This window comes from Paraprevotella clara YIT 11840 (assembly GCF_000233955.1).
Taxonomy (GTDB): Bacteria; Bacteroidota; Bacteroidia; order Bacteroidales; family Bacteroidaceae; genus Paraprevotella; species Paraprevotella clara.
This window is the reverse complement of sequence record NZ_JH376591.1, coordinates 120,755-142,434: the sequence shown is the minus strand read 5'-3', so window position 1 is coordinate 142,434 and position 21,680 is coordinate 120,755. Positions and strand designations below refer to the sequence as shown.

At 44.2% G+C, this 21,680-nt stretch carries 9 protein-coding genes; all 9 read right to left on the bottom strand.

Going from position 1 to position 21,680, the window contains the following annotated elements:
- Positions 1-190 precede the first annotated feature (190 nt).
- Positions 191-2,518, bottom strand: a complete 2,328-nt coding sequence (locus tag HMPREF9441_RS03850; protein WP_008618233.1) for an FG-GAP-like repeat-containing protein — start codon at positions 2,516-2,518, stop codon at positions 191-193.
- 105 nt (positions 2,519-2,623) lie between these two features.
- Positions 2,624-4,957, bottom strand: coding sequence for an FG-GAP repeat domain-containing protein (locus HMPREF9441_RS03845; protein ID WP_008618232.1), 2,334 nt, complete (start codon positions 4,955-4,957; stop codon positions 2,624-2,626).
- Positions 4,958-5,013: 56 nt separating this feature from the next.
- On the bottom strand, positions 5,014-6,801 hold the full coding sequence (locus HMPREF9441_RS03840; protein ID WP_244949600.1) for a RagB/SusD family nutrient uptake outer membrane protein: 1,788 nt from the start codon (positions 6,799-6,801) through the stop codon (positions 5,014-5,016).
- 20 nt (positions 6,802-6,821) lie between these two features.
- The gene (locus HMPREF9441_RS03835; RefSeq protein WP_008618230.1) at positions 6,822-10,010 is read right to left on the bottom strand and encodes a SusC/RagA family TonB-linked outer membrane protein; all 3,189 of its coding nucleotides are present in this window, start codon (positions 10,008-10,010) and stop codon (positions 6,822-6,824) included.
- A gap of 28 nt (positions 10,011-10,038) precedes the next feature.
- Positions 10,039-11,610, bottom strand: a complete 1,572-nt coding sequence (locus HMPREF9441_RS03830) for a fasciclin domain-containing protein (RefSeq protein WP_008618229.1) — start codon at positions 11,608-11,610, stop codon at positions 10,039-10,041.
- Positions 11,611-11,634: 24 nt separating this feature from the next.
- Positions 11,635-13,506 carry a fasciclin domain-containing protein gene (locus HMPREF9441_RS03825; RefSeq protein ID WP_008618228.1) on the bottom strand — a complete coding sequence of 624 codons (1,872 nt, stop codon included), beginning with the start codon at positions 13,504-13,506 and terminating at the stop codon, positions 11,635-11,637.
- A gap of 5 nt (positions 13,507-13,511) precedes the next feature.
- Positions 13,512-15,074: a RagB/SusD family nutrient uptake outer membrane protein gene (locus HMPREF9441_RS03820; RefSeq protein ID WP_008618226.1), complete on the bottom strand. Its 1,563-nt coding sequence runs from the start codon at positions 15,072-15,074 to the stop codon at positions 13,512-13,514.
- Positions 15,075-15,093: 19 nt separating this feature from the next.
- The gene (locus HMPREF9441_RS03815; protein ID WP_008618225.1) at positions 15,094-18,411 is read right to left on the bottom strand and encodes a SusC/RagA family TonB-linked outer membrane protein; all 3,318 of its coding nucleotides are present in this window, start codon (positions 18,409-18,411) and stop codon (positions 15,094-15,096) included.
- Between the two features lie 22 nt (positions 18,412-18,433).
- Positions 18,434-21,055, bottom strand: coding sequence for a fasciclin domain-containing protein (locus tag HMPREF9441_RS03810; RefSeq protein WP_008618223.1), 2,622 nt, complete (start codon positions 21,053-21,055; stop codon positions 18,434-18,436).
- Positions 21,056-21,680 lie beyond the last annotated feature (625 nt).

Here is a 21,680-nt window from a genome sequence, read left to right as displayed (position 1 = left end):
CACGGAACGTCCCTATGAAATCCATTTACTCCAAAAAACAGCGGTATTGACGCAGGACTGACTTAACAAACAGGACTCCTCGGGCACAATCCGAACTTCCGATAGAAGAAAAGACCCGGAATACCTTCACAGGCGTCCCGGGCCAAACAACCTAACCTAATTCACAGTTAATCACTTAAACTGTGCTTCTTTATTTTACAATCTTAGCAACCTTACTGCCGGATTTCACAACGAACACACCCTTACCGTTTACGGTAATAGCCTCATTCGTCATGCCCCGACCCACCTCGGCACCTTGCATATTGTAAATATTCACTCGTATATCATCGTCAGCCACTACCGTCAGCGCATCGCCATCCAGAGTCACCTTCAAAGCCGCAGAAATAGATATAGATTTTACACCATCCACACCTTCTTCGAGCGTAACATCCGTCGTAACAAACGAAGTAGCCGCATAAGCATAGTTCACGGCTTGCACACCCACTGTATAATCACCTGCCGGTAATTTGTCGAAAGTGTAATATTGATAATCTTCTGCATAAGTAGTAGCATACGTTCCGAACATCTGATAAGCCAACTGTTTACCCGTTTCAAGATTAGCCGGAACCAAAATACGGAACACGCTCCCGTCTTTACTCCGTGCATACACATTGTACATGGCTTTATTTCCATTCCCCATTTCCGAGCGATCCCATTTCAAGGTAATGTAACCTTTTCCTGTTTCCGCTTTTATGATTTCCGGCTCATCGGGCATAATGATTTCCACCCCGTCCGTCACATTATAACTGGGAACCACATCATCGGCTTTGTCTGTCCAATCCGTGCACATAATATCCAGCAGGCCATCTCCGTTCACATCGCCAAAGGCCACATCCATTGTTTGTGTATCACCATCACTTTGAGGTATTCGTGCTCCCCAACATTCTGCCGTCCAATAATCGGCATATTGCGGATTACCGTAAGCACCAACCTGCCCTTCACTCACACTAAACAAACGACTCCATGAATAAGCTTGACCGAATTTTTCGGGAATAGACTCGTCTTGGCAAATTTCGTCACAACAACCACGTTGGTAGAAATCGGGAATGTCATCCCCATTGAAATCGGCATACATAACTCCCAATTTCGCCACCGTATGCGCCGGAAGAATACCTGTAGGCCATTCTTCCACCGAAGCATAATCCTCTCCTAAACCAAACACCAGATAATTCGAGAAACGTGGTCTACCCCCAGCAACAGCCCCATGTATCCATAAATCCATCTTACCATCCTGGTCAAAGTCGGTCGCCAACATCAAACCGGAATCCATTCCCCAAGCCGAAAACACATCCCTCACCTCATATTTAGAATCATGTGCAATACCGACTATATCTAATATATTTTGAGCTGCTTTGACAAATTTGTCCGTCACATCTTGAAATTCCCCGTTTTGTAAGTTACGGTAGAAACGAATTTCATCACCACCGACCTCGACACCGACAGAGGTCTTGTCTTCCGTCCCGTCTGCCCAACCTGTAGCCACGATATCCAACCAACCATCGTTATCGAAATCAATAAACGCCACGGAGCCATGAGATAAGGGCTTAGCTTTCATCGTCGGTTCCTGAGTATAATCCCCCGGAGTTGTTACTCCTGTTTCCGGATCATATACGCCTTCAGACACCTTATAAAGTCCATTCCGATTGGGTTCTATATCAAAAGGAAGAGGATGAAACACATCCATATTCTCAAACCGTTCCCCATTAATGTTGCGGAACAGTTTGACAAAACGTCCTTCAGAAGCCTGACCTGTAACCAGCACATCGGTATAACCGTCACGGTCATAGTCTCCCGTAACCAAAGAAGCATACTGAGAGCCTTCATTAAAAAGAAAATTATCATCCCCAGTATAATTAAAAGCAGCTAAAGCCGCATCTTCCACAATTTCAAACTGCCCGCCGCCTAAGTTTTTTACTAACGTATAACGAGGATTCAACCCAGACATGTTTCCACCTTGATTCAAGGTAATGAAATCTACCAACCCATCGGAATTGAAATCAAAAGGCTGGCTCCCAAAGCCACGAAGCGAAACAGGCAATCCGTTCTTCATGCCTACAAAAGTTTCCGTCACTACGGTATCCATGACGACTTTACCATCTATTATAGAGTCTTTCAATTCATACTTACCGTTTTCTTTGTCAATCCAAACCGTATCTTTAGAATACAGTTTGTTGTACGTAGTGTCATTCTCAAAAATGGCTTCCAAATTACCAGAAAAAGTACCATCCCCATTGGAGCGAGCATACACACCACGGCATGCCCAACCATTCTCACAAGACGTTCCACCGTAATATACATCCATAAAACCGTCATTATCGAAATCAGCCACAATCGGGCATCCCCGATGTACTGGCCATCCTACTTGATCACGAAAATCCCGGTTCTGTTCGAACGTCACAACATCTTGCCCTTGTGTTGCCATCACTCCCCCTATCCAACACAACAAGGCCATCATTCTAAAAAAAGTAGCATTTTTCATGTTTTCTGTATTTTTATTCGTTTAAAGTTATATTCAAAAGCCCCGGACAGCCCTATTCAGGCCGCCCGGGCCTTCACTCACAAAAATCACTATAACCTTGTTCCTTTACTTTACAATCTTAACTGCCTTGCCACCGGCTTTCACTACGAACACACCTTTACCATTTACGATAATAGTTTTATTCGTCATTCCTGAAGCTACCTCAGCACCTTGCATATTATACACATTCACTTGCATATCGTCAACACTCGTCACGACAATGGCATCACCGTTGACTACAACTTGCATACCCCGTGCCACAGCCTGTGAAGCCACACCATCATAATCACTCTCAGACACTGTCACTTCTGTCGTGTTCCATGCCGTAGCCTGATAAGCGTAATTCACAGCCTGTACACCCACAATATATTCACCCATAGGAAGTTTGTCGAACAAATAGGACGCCTCACCATCCTCATTGCCAGTGTTCACATAGCAACCGAACATAGCATAGGACAACTGTTTACCTGTCTCGATATTAGCCGGTACAACCATACGCATCGCACCTGTCTCCTTATTCTGAATATAAACATTGAACATCGCGTCATTACCATTGTTCATCTCTGAAGCTTCCCATTTTACCAATACACGCCCCTTCTCAGCCGTAGCCGTGATTTCACCTATTTCATTAGGAGCCGTAAACTCCACACCTGAGTTATTCCAACTGATGACCTGCTGATCATTACGCCCGTTGTCCGGGCTACCGGTATAATCCGAAGTAAGGAGTTCCATGTTATTGTCATTATCGAAATCTCCGAAATTATTCACACTCGGTTCACTTTTAGCCAAATAACCGCCAAACACCTCATTACTTTCATCATTAAAGAAATAAGTATTATAAGTCGTACTATTATCACTTAAATCCACAAAACGTCCCCAACCGGCAGCTTCCCCCGTGGCAGGATTGACTTTAGAAGTCCATCCATTTGTCATATAATCGGGATAATCATCCCCATTGAGATCAACCCAAATAAAACGATAACAAGAAGCCATCGCGGCTGGAGTTATATCAGTCGGAATTTCCTCCAAACGGAAACCATCCCCATCCGATATGTTTCGCAAACAGTTGGCTTGCTTCAAATCACGCTGGCCTCCCCAACCGTTGGAACAGCCTTGTGTACCTAATTGCATCAAATCTGTACGTCCATCCTGATCGAAGTCCACAGCTACGGTAATACCTTCTTCACATCCCCAGGCACGGAAAACATCAGCCACAGTACCGTCTTTGGTCATACCATAAGCATCCAAGACTTGACTGGCCGCTTCAATTAAAGATGGCGAATTGGTCACATCTTGAAACTCACCATTCTGTAAATTGTGGTAGAAACGGATTTGGTTTCCGCCTTGTTCCACACCCGTAGCCGTCATGTTGTCGCGACCGTCACAATAACCGGTGGTCACAATATCCAACCAACCGTCTCCGTCCAAGTCAATGAATACCACCGACCCGTGAGACATCTGTTTCGGCCGCTTCGTAGGCACTTCCGTATATTCTCCGTCAACTTCGAGCCCCGTATCAGGATCTATCCCTCCTTCCGTCTCTTCAAAAAGCCCCATCTTTGTTGGTTCCTCGTCAAATGGCAACGGATTAAACACTCGCGCTTCTTCGAAATGGTCACCGTTCACATTACGCAACAGCATCGTATAACGTCCTGCAGGACCATTACCACAAAGCAATACGTCCGTAAAGCCATCCTTGTCATAATCACCTGTCACCAATGAACCGTAAGGGGTATTTTCATTAAATTTGTCACCACTCGTATTGGAAGACAAGCCCCCGATAGTCGCAAGCAAAGAATCTTCCAAAACCTCAAATTGCCAATTCCCCTTATTAATCACTAACACATAACCCTGAGATGTACCGGTATCGTTTCCACCAGTATTAAGAATAATGAAGTCCACTAAACCGTCATTATTAAAATCAATAGGCTGACTGCCTTGGCCGAATGCAGTACGCGGTAACCCGTTAGCCATACCCACAAAAGTCTCGTTGACCACCGTATCCATGACCACCTTACCATCGAAAATAGAATCTTGCAATTCATATTCGTTGTTGTCCTTATCTATCCAAATTGTATCCTTGGAATAAACCTTATTATACGTTGTGTCATTCTCAAAGATAGCATCATATACGCCTTCAAACTGACGGTCTCCCAAATTCTTGACCAATACACCACGTGACGACCAACCTTTGTTTTCGGATGTACCGTTTAGATACATATCCATTAATCCGTCGTTGTTAAAGTCGGCCACAAACGCCCGACTCCTGTGGCTTGGCCATCCCCCCATGTCACCCAAAGTGAAATCCGTCTTGAACGACAAAGGGTCTTGTGCTTGCACCTCTTGAAAACTTCCCAATACGGCACAGCCTAATACCATTTTAACTACAAGTTTTTTCATATATATTCTTCTCCTATATTTATAATTCATTTTTTAATGACAAATATACCCCGTCTTTATTTCAGGAACCATACGCTCTCATCCATAAGCCGATCCTGTATGTTACTTCCGCCGTCTTTGAAACGAGCGGCTACTTTTTCGGCCGCATAAGCTGGCCACTGTCCACGATGACGTGCAATACGCATCAAATCGAAGAAACGACTGCCCTCAAAAGCCGTCTCAGCGGCCATCTCATCAATGATACAGTTTTCTACATATTCAATAGAATCAGCTTTGGCAGCAGCTAAACGGACAGGATCTGTAGAAATCGCTTTTCTTTCTACTTCCTCACCCGTTTCCTCATCTGTTTCCGTTACTATATCATACGGTGTATAATCCGGAATGAGATAATCCGAACCGGTATAGCCAATAGCCCGGCCACGACCACGAGTGGCAGTCCCCACATTATTATCATACGTATCTGATGTAAAATCCAAGAACATCTCCCCTGTACGTTCACCTACAGGAATTCTCGAAGCATTGACCAACGTCGTCTTGTTCAACCCGTAAGCCAATATAGCAAAAGCCGTTGCCGGACGACCATAACGGTTAATAGCCTCAGCCAAACGTAAATAAACTTGTGACGCACGGTATACCGGCAAATTACGCACATAACGCAAACCTCCCAAAACCTCATTTTCCGGATCTTCTACCCCACCGGATACGGACAAAGAATAGAATTTATCAATAAGCGCACCCTTATAATCTCCTACACCATTGGTACTGTAAGAGATGGATGCAATAGCACCGTTCGGGGATTCAATCTGTCCACGCAAATCCCCCGTAAAGAATCCCTGTATACGAGTTGCATTCTCGGCAGCATAAAAATGTGACACACGTGACATCCAATTCACAAAAGAAATTGCCGGCACAATCGACGGGACTTCATTGTATGACCAACGTACCAATTGCGGATGGTAAGAATCCGGACGGGAACTGTAAACCAAAGAAGAAAGCAATTCGTTGGAGCCCATATCTATATAAGTTGAAATCCACGCCCCAGATGCACTCCCACGAGCGGCATTATCCCAATAGTAACCATTAGCACCGGTCAGAGTCAATTTACGCTTATCAATAAGGCGATAGTAAGCTGTAGCAGCATCTGCATAACGCCCCAAGAACAAGTATAAATCCCCCAACACCATATCTACCGGGAAAAACATTTTGCGAGAATCAAAATTGTCAATCGTTCCATAATCCAATGCACGGGCACCCACATACGGAGTCAGATCGTCAATGAGCAACTGTGCCAAATCTTCAAGCCCCTTCTGCGGATACTCCTTGAGTGCGGCCTCCAAGCTCAACACGGGTTCTTCAATCCAACTGACTTTCCCAGCAGCCAAGGCCAGTTGCCAATACGTCCAAGCACGGATGACTTTGATTTGCGCATATTCGGGAATCATAACCTTATCTTCGTAAAACACAATATTCGTGTCCATCTTCGCAATGGCATAATTACAATTATTAATGACATTGTAATAATCATAAAACGAGGCATATTCATTACCCGACGAAACACTAAAATTGGAAATCTCCTGAATGTCTACATTGGCATCCGCAGTAGCTTCCATCAAGTCGCCACGTAACTCTCCCAACAACACATAACGGTCGCCCAAACGTTGCACCTGCGAAAGGATACCCAACACAGAATAGAGGGAATCATTTGGAGAATCCAAACGGTTGTCCTCCTCAAAACCCACCGTAGTAGAATCTGTCTCCATCATATCCGTACAGGCCGGGAAAGCTGCCATACAAGCACAAACGACACCCACAGCTTTCATATAGTTTTTGATAAACGTCTTCATATTCACTTTCTTATTTTGCATTATAAATTCAATTTCACCCCAATCTGAAACGAACGAGATTGTGGTGTCAACCCGGCATCCACACCTTGGTAAAGCACAGACTGGTTGTATGAAAATTCAGGATCCGTACCCAAATACTTCGTCAGCGTGCAAAGATTGTTCACTGCAGCCCATACCGATACTCCTTGCAGGAATGAAGTGGAACGTACCGGAACACGGTATGACAACATCAGGCGTTTAAATTTCAAATAGGATGCATCCTCAATCCAACGGTCTGAGAAACGGGCATTCCCCATCGGGTCGTCATAAGTGGCACGAGGAATATCTGTCATTTGGCCATCTGCCATCCAACGGTTCTCCATGGCTATACTTTGGTTGGACAAACTGTTGCCCGACTCCAAGTTGGCACGTAAGGCATTGTAGGCATCATTACCCAAAGAATAAGTAAAAAGTGCTCCCAGTTCCAAATCACGCCAGCGGAAGTTCAAGTTAAAGTTACCATAAATATCCGGATTCGGGTCACCGATGACCACGCGGTCATCTTCCCCGATGATACCGTCTTTGGAATGATCCACAAAACGCATGTCGCCAGCCGAGAACGGAATACGCTGACCCGAAGAAGAAAGAATAGCAAGTCCGGCATCCGCAGCTTCCTGCGCTGTGACATACACCCCGTCGGTCTGATAACCATAAAACACACCTGCCGGCTGTCCTTCCGTAGTCAATACCGTTCCTCCGGCTACTTCCGTAGTGAAACTGCCATTGGGCAAGGACGTAATTTTATTCTTATAATGGCCTACGGTCAACCCTGCATTGAACTTGAAATCTTTCGTATCCACGATACGAGCATTGGCTGCAATCTCAAAGCCCCGGTTCTCCATTTCACCATTATTGTCATAATAATACTGTAAACCAGCTTCTTCGTTCAAAGAGCGGAGCGTCACCAAATCTTTCGTTTTGGAATAGAAATAGTCGATATTCATGTTCAAACGGTTCGCCAAAATGCTAAAATCAAATCCTACGTTAGCCCGGCCAGTGGTTTCCCATCTCAACTTTTCATTCCCGATATTGCTCAATACCACGCCCACAGCATCATTAGCCACCAAAGAAGAAGTGAAATAAGTACGGTTGGCATAAACAGGCAAATTACCGTTACCCGTCATCGTATAGGCCACACGCAACTTCAAATTGTTGATAAAATCCACATTACGCATGAATTTCTCGGAAGAAATGAGCCAAGCTCCACTGACCGACGGGAAATATCCCCACGACACACCGCATAAGTCTATTCCTCCGGCTTCGTTACCGAAACGAGAAGAAGTCTCCATCGACATTCCGATATTCAGGAAATACTTGTTCATAAAACCATAATCCGCATTCAAATACCAAGACATGTTACGATCCATGTATTCCGTCCCGAAAAGATAACGCAAGTCACTCGTCGTATTGGACAAAGCTGTCATATAGTCAGAACCCGTATTGTAGCCCTGACCGTATGTATACTTGAAATAGTCGTTATAAAAACGATAACCCAAGGCTGCGAACAGATTGTGCCGGTATCCTTTCAAAATATCCCATTTCAAATAAGCGTCCAACGAAAGGGAAGTCTGCCGAGCCATAGAACTGCGAACTTCGTTCAATGCCGTAGCATACACTTCACCCAAATCATTGTAAAGCGGCTCATTCGCTACGCCTGCATCCGGAATGAACAAATCTTCATTCTCCTTATCATAAGAGAAACCGAAAAGAGCAGCAGCTTCCAAACGGTCGGTAATCTGGTAAGTCGGACGCAAGTTCAGCGTGAAACGATATTTATCGAGCGTCGGCATATTATCTTTCTCCAACAAAGCCAACGGGTTACCATAATTCAACTCGTCCACATCCGTCAAACGACCGCTTAAAGAACCACTCTCATTATATTGATAAGGAGAATAAAGTGGCGACTTTACCAATGCAAGATAATACGGTGAGCGCATTCGATCCAATCCATCAAAAGTCACCTTATGTCCGGTCTGCGTATAAGCGATGTCGAACAATATCTTAAATTCGTCCGTCAACTTGATGTCTGAATTGAAGCGTACATTCAGGCGATCAAACTTTGTTCCATCTATGTTTCCATTATTTTGAGCATACCCCAAAGAGAAACGGTAAAGAGCTATGTCGTCACCACCCGACACAGAGATACCATAATTTTGGATAAAAGCTGTTTTGTTGATTTCATCCATCCAATCAGTATTATTATGTACAGCACGGTAAAAAGACCGCGAAGGGTCATCATTCGTGAACTGGAAATCTTCCACTTCATGCCGATCCATACCAGACATAACATCAGTGGCATAACGACGGTAGGCATCAGCTCCCATTACTGGCAATGTCTCAAAGGGTGTCTGAAATCCAAAAGAAATGTTAGCATCGATCTTCGTCGCCATCTCTCCGGCACGCTTAGTTTGAATCAACACAACGCCATTTGCTCCTCGTGTGCCCCAAATAGCCGAACCATTCTTCAATACCGTTACCTTATCTATATCTGACGGGTCAAGCAAAGTCAAAGGGTTATTGTAATAACCATCCACAATAGAGATTCCCTCATCCTGCATCTGCCAGACTACACCATCCACCACAAACAAAGGTTGGGAAGAAAGATTTAAAGAATTGTAACCACGCACAAAATAGGAAGCACTTGCCCCAGGCTCACCCGAACGGGCAGACGTACGCATCTGACCGGCCAATAAAGAATTCATATCTTCCGTCATGCTTAACGCGCTTGCCGTAAAACCGTCCACCACAACCCGTCCGTCCGACACGGACATTTCATCGTCATAATAAGAATGCCCCGGTACGGTATAGAGCGACACATTCACTTCTGTACGCCCTTTAACGGCTACCACTTGTCGGGAATATCCCGGCGCATCTACATAAAGCGGTACCCGCAAATCGGGCAATCCTATCTCGTAGTCACCATTTTCATCAGTCATCGCTGATACGTTTACATCAGGAGTTGTAATACGAGCACCGGCAAAGCCCAGCCCCGTCACGGCATCTACTACTCGCCCCTTCACATGGTAAGGCATCTGAACCTTTTCAGTCTGCCCGGTTTTTATCGAGTCTACGTGAGCCGTCTCCTGGCCCTTTAAGGCAAAAGAGAAAAAAGCTAAACCGGCCACAGTTCCCGTAAGTTTCAACAAATAAGAATTAAATATAGAATACATAACTCATCATGCTTTAAGGATTAACAAATCAAGGTACAGGCACAAAACGAATACGGTCTACTCGAAAACGACGACGATATTTCACATTTACCTCCGAAGCTTTCACATTGGTACGAATACGAAGCGTTGTACGCACCTTTACGTCATCTGTGGAATTATTCTCATCCATAAACCACATTCCATCATAATAATTGGCTGCGGGCAACTCCAATGCACTCCAAACTTTCAAAGTCTTCACTTTGTTATCGCCAACGCTGTCCCCGCCGATAATCAAATCCGGATCATCATCATCGTCACGCGATATATTAGAAGTACCATTTCTGTCTGCACGTGGATAAACCAAACGGAACTCCAGCCGCGTTTTTTCCTCGGCCAAAGCAACTCCGTCAATGACAGGTGGAACAAAATCCACATATACGTCATATTTGCCAGCCAAAATCTGAGGAATTTCGAAAGTGACTTCCGCCGTACCTGTAGCATTGGTCACCTCCAAATAACTATTGTTGCTCACGCCTTGCACGGCACTATTTACATCAGTATTGCGCACGTAAGCGCTCGTACTGGTACTCGTAGTCCGCCCATTCAAATACTCAGCTTCCACTAGAATTTCTTTATTCCAAGTACAAGTATCATCCAAAATCAAATCCCCCTCCGCTAAGTACATCAGCCCGTTGGAAGCATCCAGTTTCGTATAAGGTGCAAAATAACGGCTCGTCTGATAAATCACATTTCCAGTAACCGTTACTAAAGAATCCTTTGATGCCGGATCATCGACCTTTCCTCTGAATGTTAAGCCATTCAGAATAGCTTGCCCTGTCTGCACATCGCGAATGGAGTCTGCCACAGCTTCGTTTGCATTATATGTCGTAAAATAAGGACTGATATGAGCATAAGCTTTATCCCAAGCCGCGTTATCCGGCAAAATCATAGTATAGAGCGAGTCCTCATCATCGATATGCCCAATACCATAATAATAAGAATAAAGCATCGGGTTATAATCCACAAACACCGAGTCCGTTCCTACACTAGCTGACGCATCATACCTTTTTTCCACGAAGCGATTGATGAACTCATACACTTTGGAATACTCAGGATAGACAGACAAATATTCATAGAAATTATAACGGTAAGGAATAGTGTCCCTCAACTTATGCAAAACACCATTAATCGCCCGTTCATTACCATCCTCCAAAGATGTTCCATTGAACGACTCTGCATCATCATATGCCATACGCTTACCATTAAGCATATAAATATACTTTCCAGGCTGCGTAGAAGTAGGGTTAGTGTAACGAGCAATATGGTTTTTCACCAAACGTTCCAAGGCAGCTCGGTCTGTCATATCCACATTTATTAGAGCCTCATTTACTGGTGCCCATACCGTGTAGGTTTGATTGGATACAAGCAAACTATCAGTCCCCGTTACCTCCACTATTTGCGTGAAAGTACTTAACGATGCATCATTACGGAGTAAGTCCATCAAGCTGACCTGAGGCACACTACCATTCCGGTCATAGTGCGCATCCCACTCGTCATTACAGGAAACGAACAACGCCATCCCCGATAACAAACAGATGATTCCTTTATTTATTTGTTTCATTTGTTCTTACTTTCTTAATAGTTATTACAAGCGATCCTCATCACGAATCATATCCACCGGGATAAACTCGAAATAGTCAATGGAAAATTCACGACCTGCGAAATCCACACTACGCATACGCAACTTATGTGCCCCATAATCTTGGAAACTATACTGGTTTACAATGTAACGCAAAGCTTTATACCAATCCCTAAGCGGAATGTTATCATGTGCATACCAACAAGATTCTGGTGCCTTCATGTATCCCAAATTACGCATCATCTTATCATTTTCCACTCCATCGTCCGCAGTAGATTCATCGGCCACCCATCCCGTACGGGCATCGCCTTGCACGTCTCCGATTTTTAAATCAACAGGCGTCCCTGTGATAACCCCATCAAAATAGATTTGTCCCATACCACGCCATCCTTCGGCATTATAGCCGATACGGAACTCCCAATTTCCAGGCGGAACTGGCAACAAGCGCAAAGTGAAGTCATAATTGTCCTTCATATTGATTTCGTCACCTTGGAAAGCCGCCCACCCTTGACTTCCCCACATCAGACACGAGCAAGCATCGTTAAATGTAAAATACTCCCCACAATAATCCGGAGTGACCGTATATCCATTTGCATCGGAAATATCCACATTATGCCAACGAATATTATTGTTAGTCAACTGTGGAGGTAATGACATGGCATCGAAACGGATACGTTTGTGCAATACATCATTACGCATTACCGCGTCGTCATACACCAATATATTCTTCAGTGTATGGATGTAACCGTTCAATGCTTCGATGTTGCTATTCGCCTCGTCTATGCCCACATAATCTCCATTGGATTGCTGGTTAATCTTATTACCGGCCTTGATTTCCATGATGCGATAAGTGTACATGGTTTCATAATATTCTACCAATTTATCCGCATACGTCGGATTAATCAATGCTGCCGGCGTATCGAACACCATGTCATTCGTGGCCATCTGACGGTTCAGCAAGTGATAAGCGACGAAACGATGTAACGGATTCTTCTCGCTCCTATAATTACCCAAATCCTCAGAACCGTAATACGTACGAGCATAGTTCTCCAAACTTACCAAAATCTCTTCGCGAGTATTACCCGTAATTCCTGCCTGCCTCAACAATTCATCCGGCTCGCAAAAAGCAGTCCAACCATAACGGCGGCTCGTCGGCACATGCAACTTATAGTCGCCATATTGATACATATCCGACCCATAAGTATTCACATAACTTTCATCATAAAGTTTCTCCATCCCTTCATTCAAACCGGAAGCCTCATAAGCCATAGCCCATATAGTCAGGTTCTCATTATTTTGCATCACCTCCAAAAGAGTCATTTCTGAAGGTTGGATAACCTTGTTCACCACATGGATTACTCCGTTGTGCACTTCCTGATCTAAACGTTCCACACGAGCCTGTCCATTTACCCAAATCTCCCGTCTGTTATCCGTTGAAGTAGTAAACGAAAGAATCAAATGACGCTCAGACAAAGTCATAGAAGACAAAGAACCAGCAACAAACTCCTGTGAAGTATATTCCGCAGTACCTCTGATAACACAGTTGTACACAATCTTTTGCGCTTCCTCGACCGTGATGTCATCCAAGGACCTATTGTTCTCCGATAAATAAGCGGCAATGGCATCATTATTGGGTATAAAACAAGTATAGTGGCCATAAACCTCCAATAAAGCATCTGCCCCACACTTGGTTATCAGTTGGTAAAAGTCCGACAACTCCGGATCGTTCTGGCAAAACGATGCCACCGTCTCGCCCGTAAACGTGTACATGGCATCAGCATCAATATCATCGCTATTGCAAGACATCTGCATGCCAGAGAGGCACAAAACCGCCACCGACCACAGTCCCCACTTGAATAATCTATGTATTTTGTTCATAATCGTCAATTTTTAGAGATATCTTCCGAAGTTTTATAAAATGCATTCTGTTCTAACAAGGAATTCAAACGCAATTCATCCTGATGGATAGGCATATAAATGGCATCAATATCGTTAATTTTGCTGAGCACCGTAGTTTGATTCAAACTCATAGCCACATATTTGCGCAACAAGTACGTATTAACCAAGGCCGTCACACTACCTTCACGACGCGCACGACGTACAATATCGAAATAACGCTTGCCTTCAAAAAGGAATTCACGCTGACGCTCATCGAAAACCAAATCACGAATTACCGATTGCGAAGTGGATGCCGGATACTGAGCCTTCAAACTTCCAGTCTCCAAATCCGGATGTGCCCTATCATAGGTATAAGAAACCATGTCAACAGCCCCGGCAATGTCACCAAGTTCAGCTAAAGCTTCGGCTTTCATCAAATACACATCAGCCAAACGATAAATTATCCAATTGGATTCATTATTTCCATACTGAAAATCATTGGCCTTCACATCCTCAAAATCCGTAGCATAACAATAAGAAGTATATTTCTTAATCATATACAACCCATCCTCTACGTAAGACTGGGCGTGGCGCATATCCAAGCCCCCCCACCAATCCTCTCCATTCTGTCCATCGAAATCAAGTGAAGACAGCAACGGAGAAAGGTTATTGGAACTCCCGTAAAACGTGCTGACCGCCCCATTAGTCGTATTGGGATCGAACTGCAACTCCCAAATACTTTCATCAGAATTTCCCCTTGCAGGCCCAAACACCGTATTAAAATAGGTATCAGCAGGAAGAAGGCTCAACGGATTTGTCGCCGTTGTCAGAATCTTATTACAGTAGTCTACACACTGACGATAGTTCCCCCTCCACAAACTCATGTCAGCCACCAAGGCCCAAATGGCTTTCTGTGTTATGCGTCCGCGATTATATGCTTCGGTATCACCGTAGTCTGACACGGCCACATCCTCCACGGTCTTCAAATCACTTATCAAAGTGTCCAACACATTTTCAAATGAAGTCTGCTCAACTTGAAATCTTTGCGTATCGTCCACATAAGGAGTTTCCATATAAGGTATGTCTTTAAATGTACGTGCCAACGTAAAATAACAGAATGCACGGATACCCTTGGCCTCTGCCAAATAGTGATTCAAGTCCTCCTCCGTAAAATCCGCATCGCGTTCCCTCACCATCGGTGCGTTTTGAATCATGGTATTGCAGTAGTTAATGACCGTATAAAAATCATTCCACTTGCAATAACTATTAGCCTCGTTCAGGTTTGCATTCAATATATACCCTATTTCCGTATCAGTCCCCAAGCCATTTATCACATTGTCTGAACGCAATTCACCCCATACAATCAAACGACGCATAAAGCCGTCTTCTAGCATAGCCCTGTAACAAGCACCTACAGCACTTTTCACATCTTGCTCATCTTTCCAAAAATCCTCAGCCACCATCTCAGACTGCGGCATAATGCCAAACCAGTCATCACAGGAAGCCGTGACACCTAAAAAAGGCAAACTTAGGAAGAAGGCACCTATTTTATATATATACTTTTTCATCTCACATTTATTTTAAAAGTTAAATACCTATGGTCAGGCCAAACGTAAAGTAACGCGAACGTGGCGTACGGTTTTTATCCTCACTCACTCCGATATTATTCGGTGAAATCTCAGGATCCGCCCCTGTATATTTAGTCACAGTAAACATGTTATTCAACGTCAAAGAGAGATTAAGAGTATTCAGATGCGCCTTCTTCAACAATTTAGGATCGAAAGAGTAATTCAATGTCAACTGTTTCAAACGCAAGAAAGAACCATCTTCTACAAAGCGATCACTTCCCAACCAATTATATCCACTCTGGAAAAGAGCACGCGGAATTTCCGTCACATCGCCATCCTTGCGCCAACGCCAGTTCGTGGACACTGATTGATTCTCCGTATTATACATACTCTCGGAATACATTCGTCCGTAATTAATAATCTTACCTCCCACGCGATAGTTGAAGAACACGTTCAATGAAAGACGCTTCCAACGGATGGTCGTCCCGAAACCACCATCAAACTTCGGATTGGAGTTACCCAAATACACGATGTCCAACTCGTCTATCGTACCATCATGGTTAATATCCTCATAGATTGCATCCCCTCCACGGAAACGATACTCATTCGTCGTTCCGTATGCGAAATACATCGGAATGGGGTCACCGGAACCATCTAACACCACGTTACCATTTGCATCACGCACCACTGGTGCCGTAGCATCCGGTTTGTCTGGTTGGTAAGTATCGTATTGGTACACTCCTTTATAACGGAAACCGTAAATGGAACCGAAAGAGTTATTCACCTGGAAACGGTTCAGGTAAGAGCCGTTAGAGTAATTAAAGTCTGCATTGTAATTATGCAACACATTTTCATCCAGATCGATGATGGTATTCACATAGTTCGAGAAGTTCAAGCTCAAATCTACGGACCAATCTCCACGTTTTATCATATTGTTCGTACTGAACTCTATTTCCCAACCATCATTATCCATCGTACCTCCATTAATATAGGATATGGAACCAAATCCTGTTGAAGATGGGATAGACTGGTCTTTAAATAACAAGTCGTCCGTACGACGATGGTACACGTTCGCCACCAAACGGTAACGCCAATCGAAAAGGCTCAAATCCACACCCAGATTGTATGACGTGGAACGTTCCCATTTCAAATCGGTCAATTGCAGAGACGAAGGTTTAATAGCCGGAATGTCGATGTAACTCGTCCCGAAACTACTGTAACGGGCATAATGCAAGTACTCGTAATCAGGACGGTTACCAGTTACACCATAACTTAAACGCAAAGCAAACTCATCCATCCAATCATCTGCAAAATCAAAGAACTTCTCTTCCGAGATAAGCCATTTCACTGATGCAGAAGGGAAGAAGCCCCAACGATTTCCCGGTCCAAAGCGCGTACTACCGTCCCAACGTGCCGTCACATCGAACACGTAACGGTCAAGCAGAAAATAGTGGCCCTGCAAAAGAAAAGCCATATTACGCCCTTCGCTCCGCTCACTCTTGAAAGTGTTCAGGTGTCCCAAGTTCGTAACGTCCGTAGCAGATGTGGAAGCCAGTCCGTAACGTTCAAACTCCTGATTTCTGGAATTGGCCATGTCCATTTCCCACTTGCCATAGAGCATCAAGGAATGTGCATCAGGGAGCTTGGGTTGCCATGTCAAATCATGAGCAGTATAGATAGAAGAAGCTTCACTCTCTTTTCCGTATGCCTTATTCACACTTCCGTCGTTCCAATTCTTTGAAGTAGTTTCACGAGGCAAGAACTTGGTATCTTTCACATTCTCAGAATCGAACTTAATATAACCCGAATAACGAAGCTTGGCTTCTCCAGCCGGGTCTAAGAAATCATATTGTAAGCGTAATGTCGGCATGATACGCATACTTGTCTGCTGATAGGAAGCCAGGTTACCGATAGCTACAGGATTACGCAAATTCTTCTGCGCGTCATCCAATTGAGAATTCTGCGCGATATTGAAGTATACATCCGTATTTTTTCCATTGGCATCCTGTCGGAAAACCGATGCATTCGGCATACGCTTACGGGCGATGTTCAATAAATTATCCTCACCGTACGGATCGTCCGTATAATTCTTGTCATTATCCGTATAAGTGATAGCAAATTCCGCAGAAAACATCATCCGTGAACTTACGTTGTAGTCCAGATTCATACGATTGGAAAAACGGGTCATCTCCTGACCGATAATGGTACCCGTCTGATTATAATAACCGAATGAAGCACGGAATTTGGCCTTATCACCACCACCGCTCACAGAAAGATTGTGGTCGTGGGTAAAACCATGCTTGATCACCTCATCCACCCAGTCTGTATTATTATTAAAGTTCTCAAAATCCTGGGCCGTTCCGTATGCAGAAATAAACTGTGAACGGTCATAGCTGAACTCCGGGATATTACAATCTTGCTGGGCACGATTAAAATAAGCCTGTTTCATGAGCATCGTATAATCATCGCCATTAAGCAATTCCGTACCTTTAGGCTGAGTATAACCTGAAAAACGATAGGAATAGCTTACACGTGTAGGTCCTGTTGCACCCTTCTTTGTCCTGATGTCAATCACACCATTGGCGCCGCGGCTTCCCCAAATAGCAGCCGCCGCACCGTCTTTCAAAACCGTGATTTCCTCGATGTCATCCGGACTGATACATAACAAGGAGGCAAACTCTTCCTGGTCGGCTGAAGCGAAATCAAACGAATCGTCGATATTGCTTTCAAAAGGAATACCGTTCAGCAAGATAAGCGGCTGTGAATTGGAATTGATAGAAGTAATACCACGGATACGCATCACCGTGCCACTACCCAAGTCACCGGAATTGGCCACAATATCCAAACCTGCAATACGTCCCTGCAAGGCATCATCGATAGAAGGTACGGACACCCCTTCGATAGCCTTTGTATTAAACTTCTGCATCGCCCCAGAGTATTCTCGTTCGGGAATAGCCAACGCACCGCCCCCCGTCACTAACTTTGACGCCTTAACCTGTACCTCTTTCAGCACATTCTGTGTCTCTAATTTCACATCAAACTTCCTCTGCGCCCCTATGGGTAGAGTTTTACGTTTATAACCCACAAACGAGAAGTTCAAAGAATGCGACGGGTCTTTCACCTTTAATGAAAAGTTTCCGTTAAAATCCGTCAGGGCAGATGAATATATACGTCCGTTCTTGTCCTGCTCCACAACGGTGGCTCCGATGAAACCATCCGGTTCATCATCGGCATAAACCTTACCGGTGACAATCACGCCACCGCTTTGGGCATAGGCTACCCCGGCCAAAATGCAGAAAGCCAACCACAACACCACTGATTTTATCTTATTTTCCATAACCTGTCTGATTATTATTTGATTAACGATAATCTACTACATGATCTACCAGATGAATGACAGCATGTGAGGAGGCTATGATTTGAGTAGCCGCCTTGTAGTCGCTATTATTTACGATATAATCACGCGTAAACACATTATAATTGCTCTCATCCTCTGTTACCACATGAGCCTGTGTTCCCGTATTTTCAGAAGTAAATGTCAGTTGACTGCCATTTCCCGATACATTCAAATATACAAAATGGTTGTTTTCATCGCGAGCCGCCGTAGCATACGAACCGTTATAAGAAATACCCTCCCCCAAAGGAAGAATGCCATCCACGAAATGGTAACGCAGGAAGTTCAGCAGATAAAGTGTCTTTTCTTTCTTCTTACCCGCATCGGTTTCGGCAGCAATCTGCTCCCAAGTCCACAATTCCGGATCTTCTGCAAAAGCCCTGTCCAAAGCCTCCTTGGTCGGGACTAACACCGTATAACGGAAATTATTAAACGAAGTCACAATAGGACCAAGCCCTGACGAAGAAGTCGTGGCATTCAAATCAAAAATAGGCTCCACATCGTCATCTTCTTCAAAATAAGTCCATACGCGTTCGTCACCTTGCAACAACTGATAGAAAGCCGCATAAGCTTCATGCGTTTCAACATCAGCCATCGTGTAATATACCGACTTATAAGAGTCTTGCAAAATACGGTTTATAAAAAACGTACGCCCATTGGTCATCTCATAACGTGCAGGATCACCATTTTCCAACGCAATTACATGAGCCGAGGGCCATCCCATTTCCACATCTCCAAGCCCTTTGACTGACAGCGCACCGCCAACGCCTTCTGCCTGCAACACGGCACCGCCTTTAGTCAGGAAATAAGGTTGAACACCTTCGTCCAGATAACCGGAAAGAGGCTCCGCCTCATCATTGGCCACAACAATGTGCATGTCTAGCAAATCTTGCAACCGGTCATTTACTTGATTCCGCTCATCCCCCGTTTCATCATCCAACGTACGAAGGAGTTCACCCTTGGCTCCGTCTTCATTCACGGCATACACATCGGCTACGACACGCCCCATGTATACCCGGAACGACCATATTTCGCGATTATCTATTTGTTCATTCGCCCAAATGGCCCATGTGATGGGGTCACGATAGTCCGCCAAGGCTTGATCCGTGGGTACCAACAGATTGTAACGACTGTCAAGCGAACGGAGATAGAAATGGTATTTCAAGTTGTAATCATTATCCACATCATTCTTAATAGCAGGAGACATGATCGTCGTGGAATCGGAAATCAACACCGGTGCATACACGCTTTGGTAATCCACAGGTGCGAAGACCTTGTTGGTCACATAAATCAATCCGTTGTTTGCCGGTATGGTTTTTACTATGTCATTTTCGGTAATGCCCAACTCATAACCCGCATTATCAGCCACGATGTCCCAATTGTGCGGTAATGCACCGCTGAACGAACGTTGTTGGTGATTCTGCAAAAACGCAGAAATTACTTTCGTGTACACACTATCCCACTGCGGAAACTTATCAGCAAGAAATTTACCTTCCTCCGATGTCCAATATTCCTGCATGGCTTCATTCGTAGGAACAAGCATCATGGCCATGTCTGTATTCCCACCGTATGCATGCGAAGCTGGGTCATAAAGCAACGTGCCATAGCCATTGATATCGACCTTTCCCTCCGGATCGGAATTAAAATCCGTTTGGTTGAAATAACGTTTGACAAATACAGTGGAATCCTCGTTAAAAACGCCACCATAGGCGGCTGCCAAGTTAGATTGGACCATGCCGTCATAATAAGGGAAAGAGAACATGTTCAACAATTCAGCAAATTGCGAAACCTCTGGCGTGGAGGTAATAGCTTCCGCCATATTCGGCAAAGGCGTCACCACACCGTCGGCCAGATGCAAATAACCATTCTTACAAGTCACGTCCTTGTTTTGAGCCTGCACATGGATACCATTCACATAGAAACCACTTGCGTCCCAAGGCATCCCCCACCCTTTGGAAATCACGTTCCAATCGGATTCCGTCAAATTTATTCTGGAAAAATACTGTGGCGTAAAGAATACAGACATTCGATTACCGTTATCTGCCAAAAAAGAACCTCCTTTTCTCTCAAAACGCTTCCAGAAACTTGTCTTTGGCATGTCTGCATAAGAAACATAAGGGACAGTGTCAAGGAGAGTCGCTGAGGAAGTCCTACGCACAGCAGTACCTTCGCTCAAACCATCAGCATCAGAAGTAACGTTTGCCAACATATTGCTTAAATATGCCATATTAAGCATCGTAGTATTGAACAAATAGCGTTTTTGTGAGGCCGGAAGACCATGCACAAATTCCGCTCCACTACCATTCATCCCATTGGCTCGGAAATAATTAGCAAACGCCTCGTCTGTGGCAGGGAACAAAGTCTTGCTGCCCGTACGACGCAATGTTTCTTCATAACCCAAATCCTTCACGAGTGCCAAATAATTCGTGTATTGGCCATTCTGTTCCAAATACTCATAGATATTATTACCCAGCCAAGTTGGAGCTTCATCGTCATAGATGTAGTCATCCTTACACGAACCGAGCAAGGACAAGCACACTGCAGCGCAAAGACAAACATTCAGGTCATTAATCTTATGTTTTCTCATATCTCATTATTATTAAACTGCGTATTTATTACTCATTCCTTTTATTCACATCCGTAACAAAAGCACTTAAACTTTCCATGATATCTTCGTTTTAACATTTCAAAACTCTACGATATACACCTATTCAATTTTATCGCAATACAAAAGTAAGCACAAAGAAGCCATACGAATGATAGGAATGCGTCAAAAAAAGAAATTCATGCTTCAAAGCGGCTCATAAAGCACGACGATACACGATTTTATCATTTTTACATGCACAAATAACACTGCACTTTCCTGCCACAGACGTAAAGTGTTTCTTTGACACTTTATAACAAAACCTACAATCGTTTTCGGCTATCTTAACATACTACAATCGTCATGTCGTTGAAGCCACCCTATAGTCCCAAGAAACGTCTGTAGCTTTCCGGCCTCTGAATATAAGTGTCAAAATGCCAAATCTAACGTGCCGAGATTCGCGTATTTCCGTCCGTCGCCGGGAATAAACGGAAATAACGTATTCTCGCGCATTGGCATTTTATCATTTTGGAAACCACAGAGGCGTCTTGACGACATTCTGAAACGTTTCAGGAATATTTGTCCGCACACAAACAAAATAATGAAAGCATCCAAGTGATTCCATAAA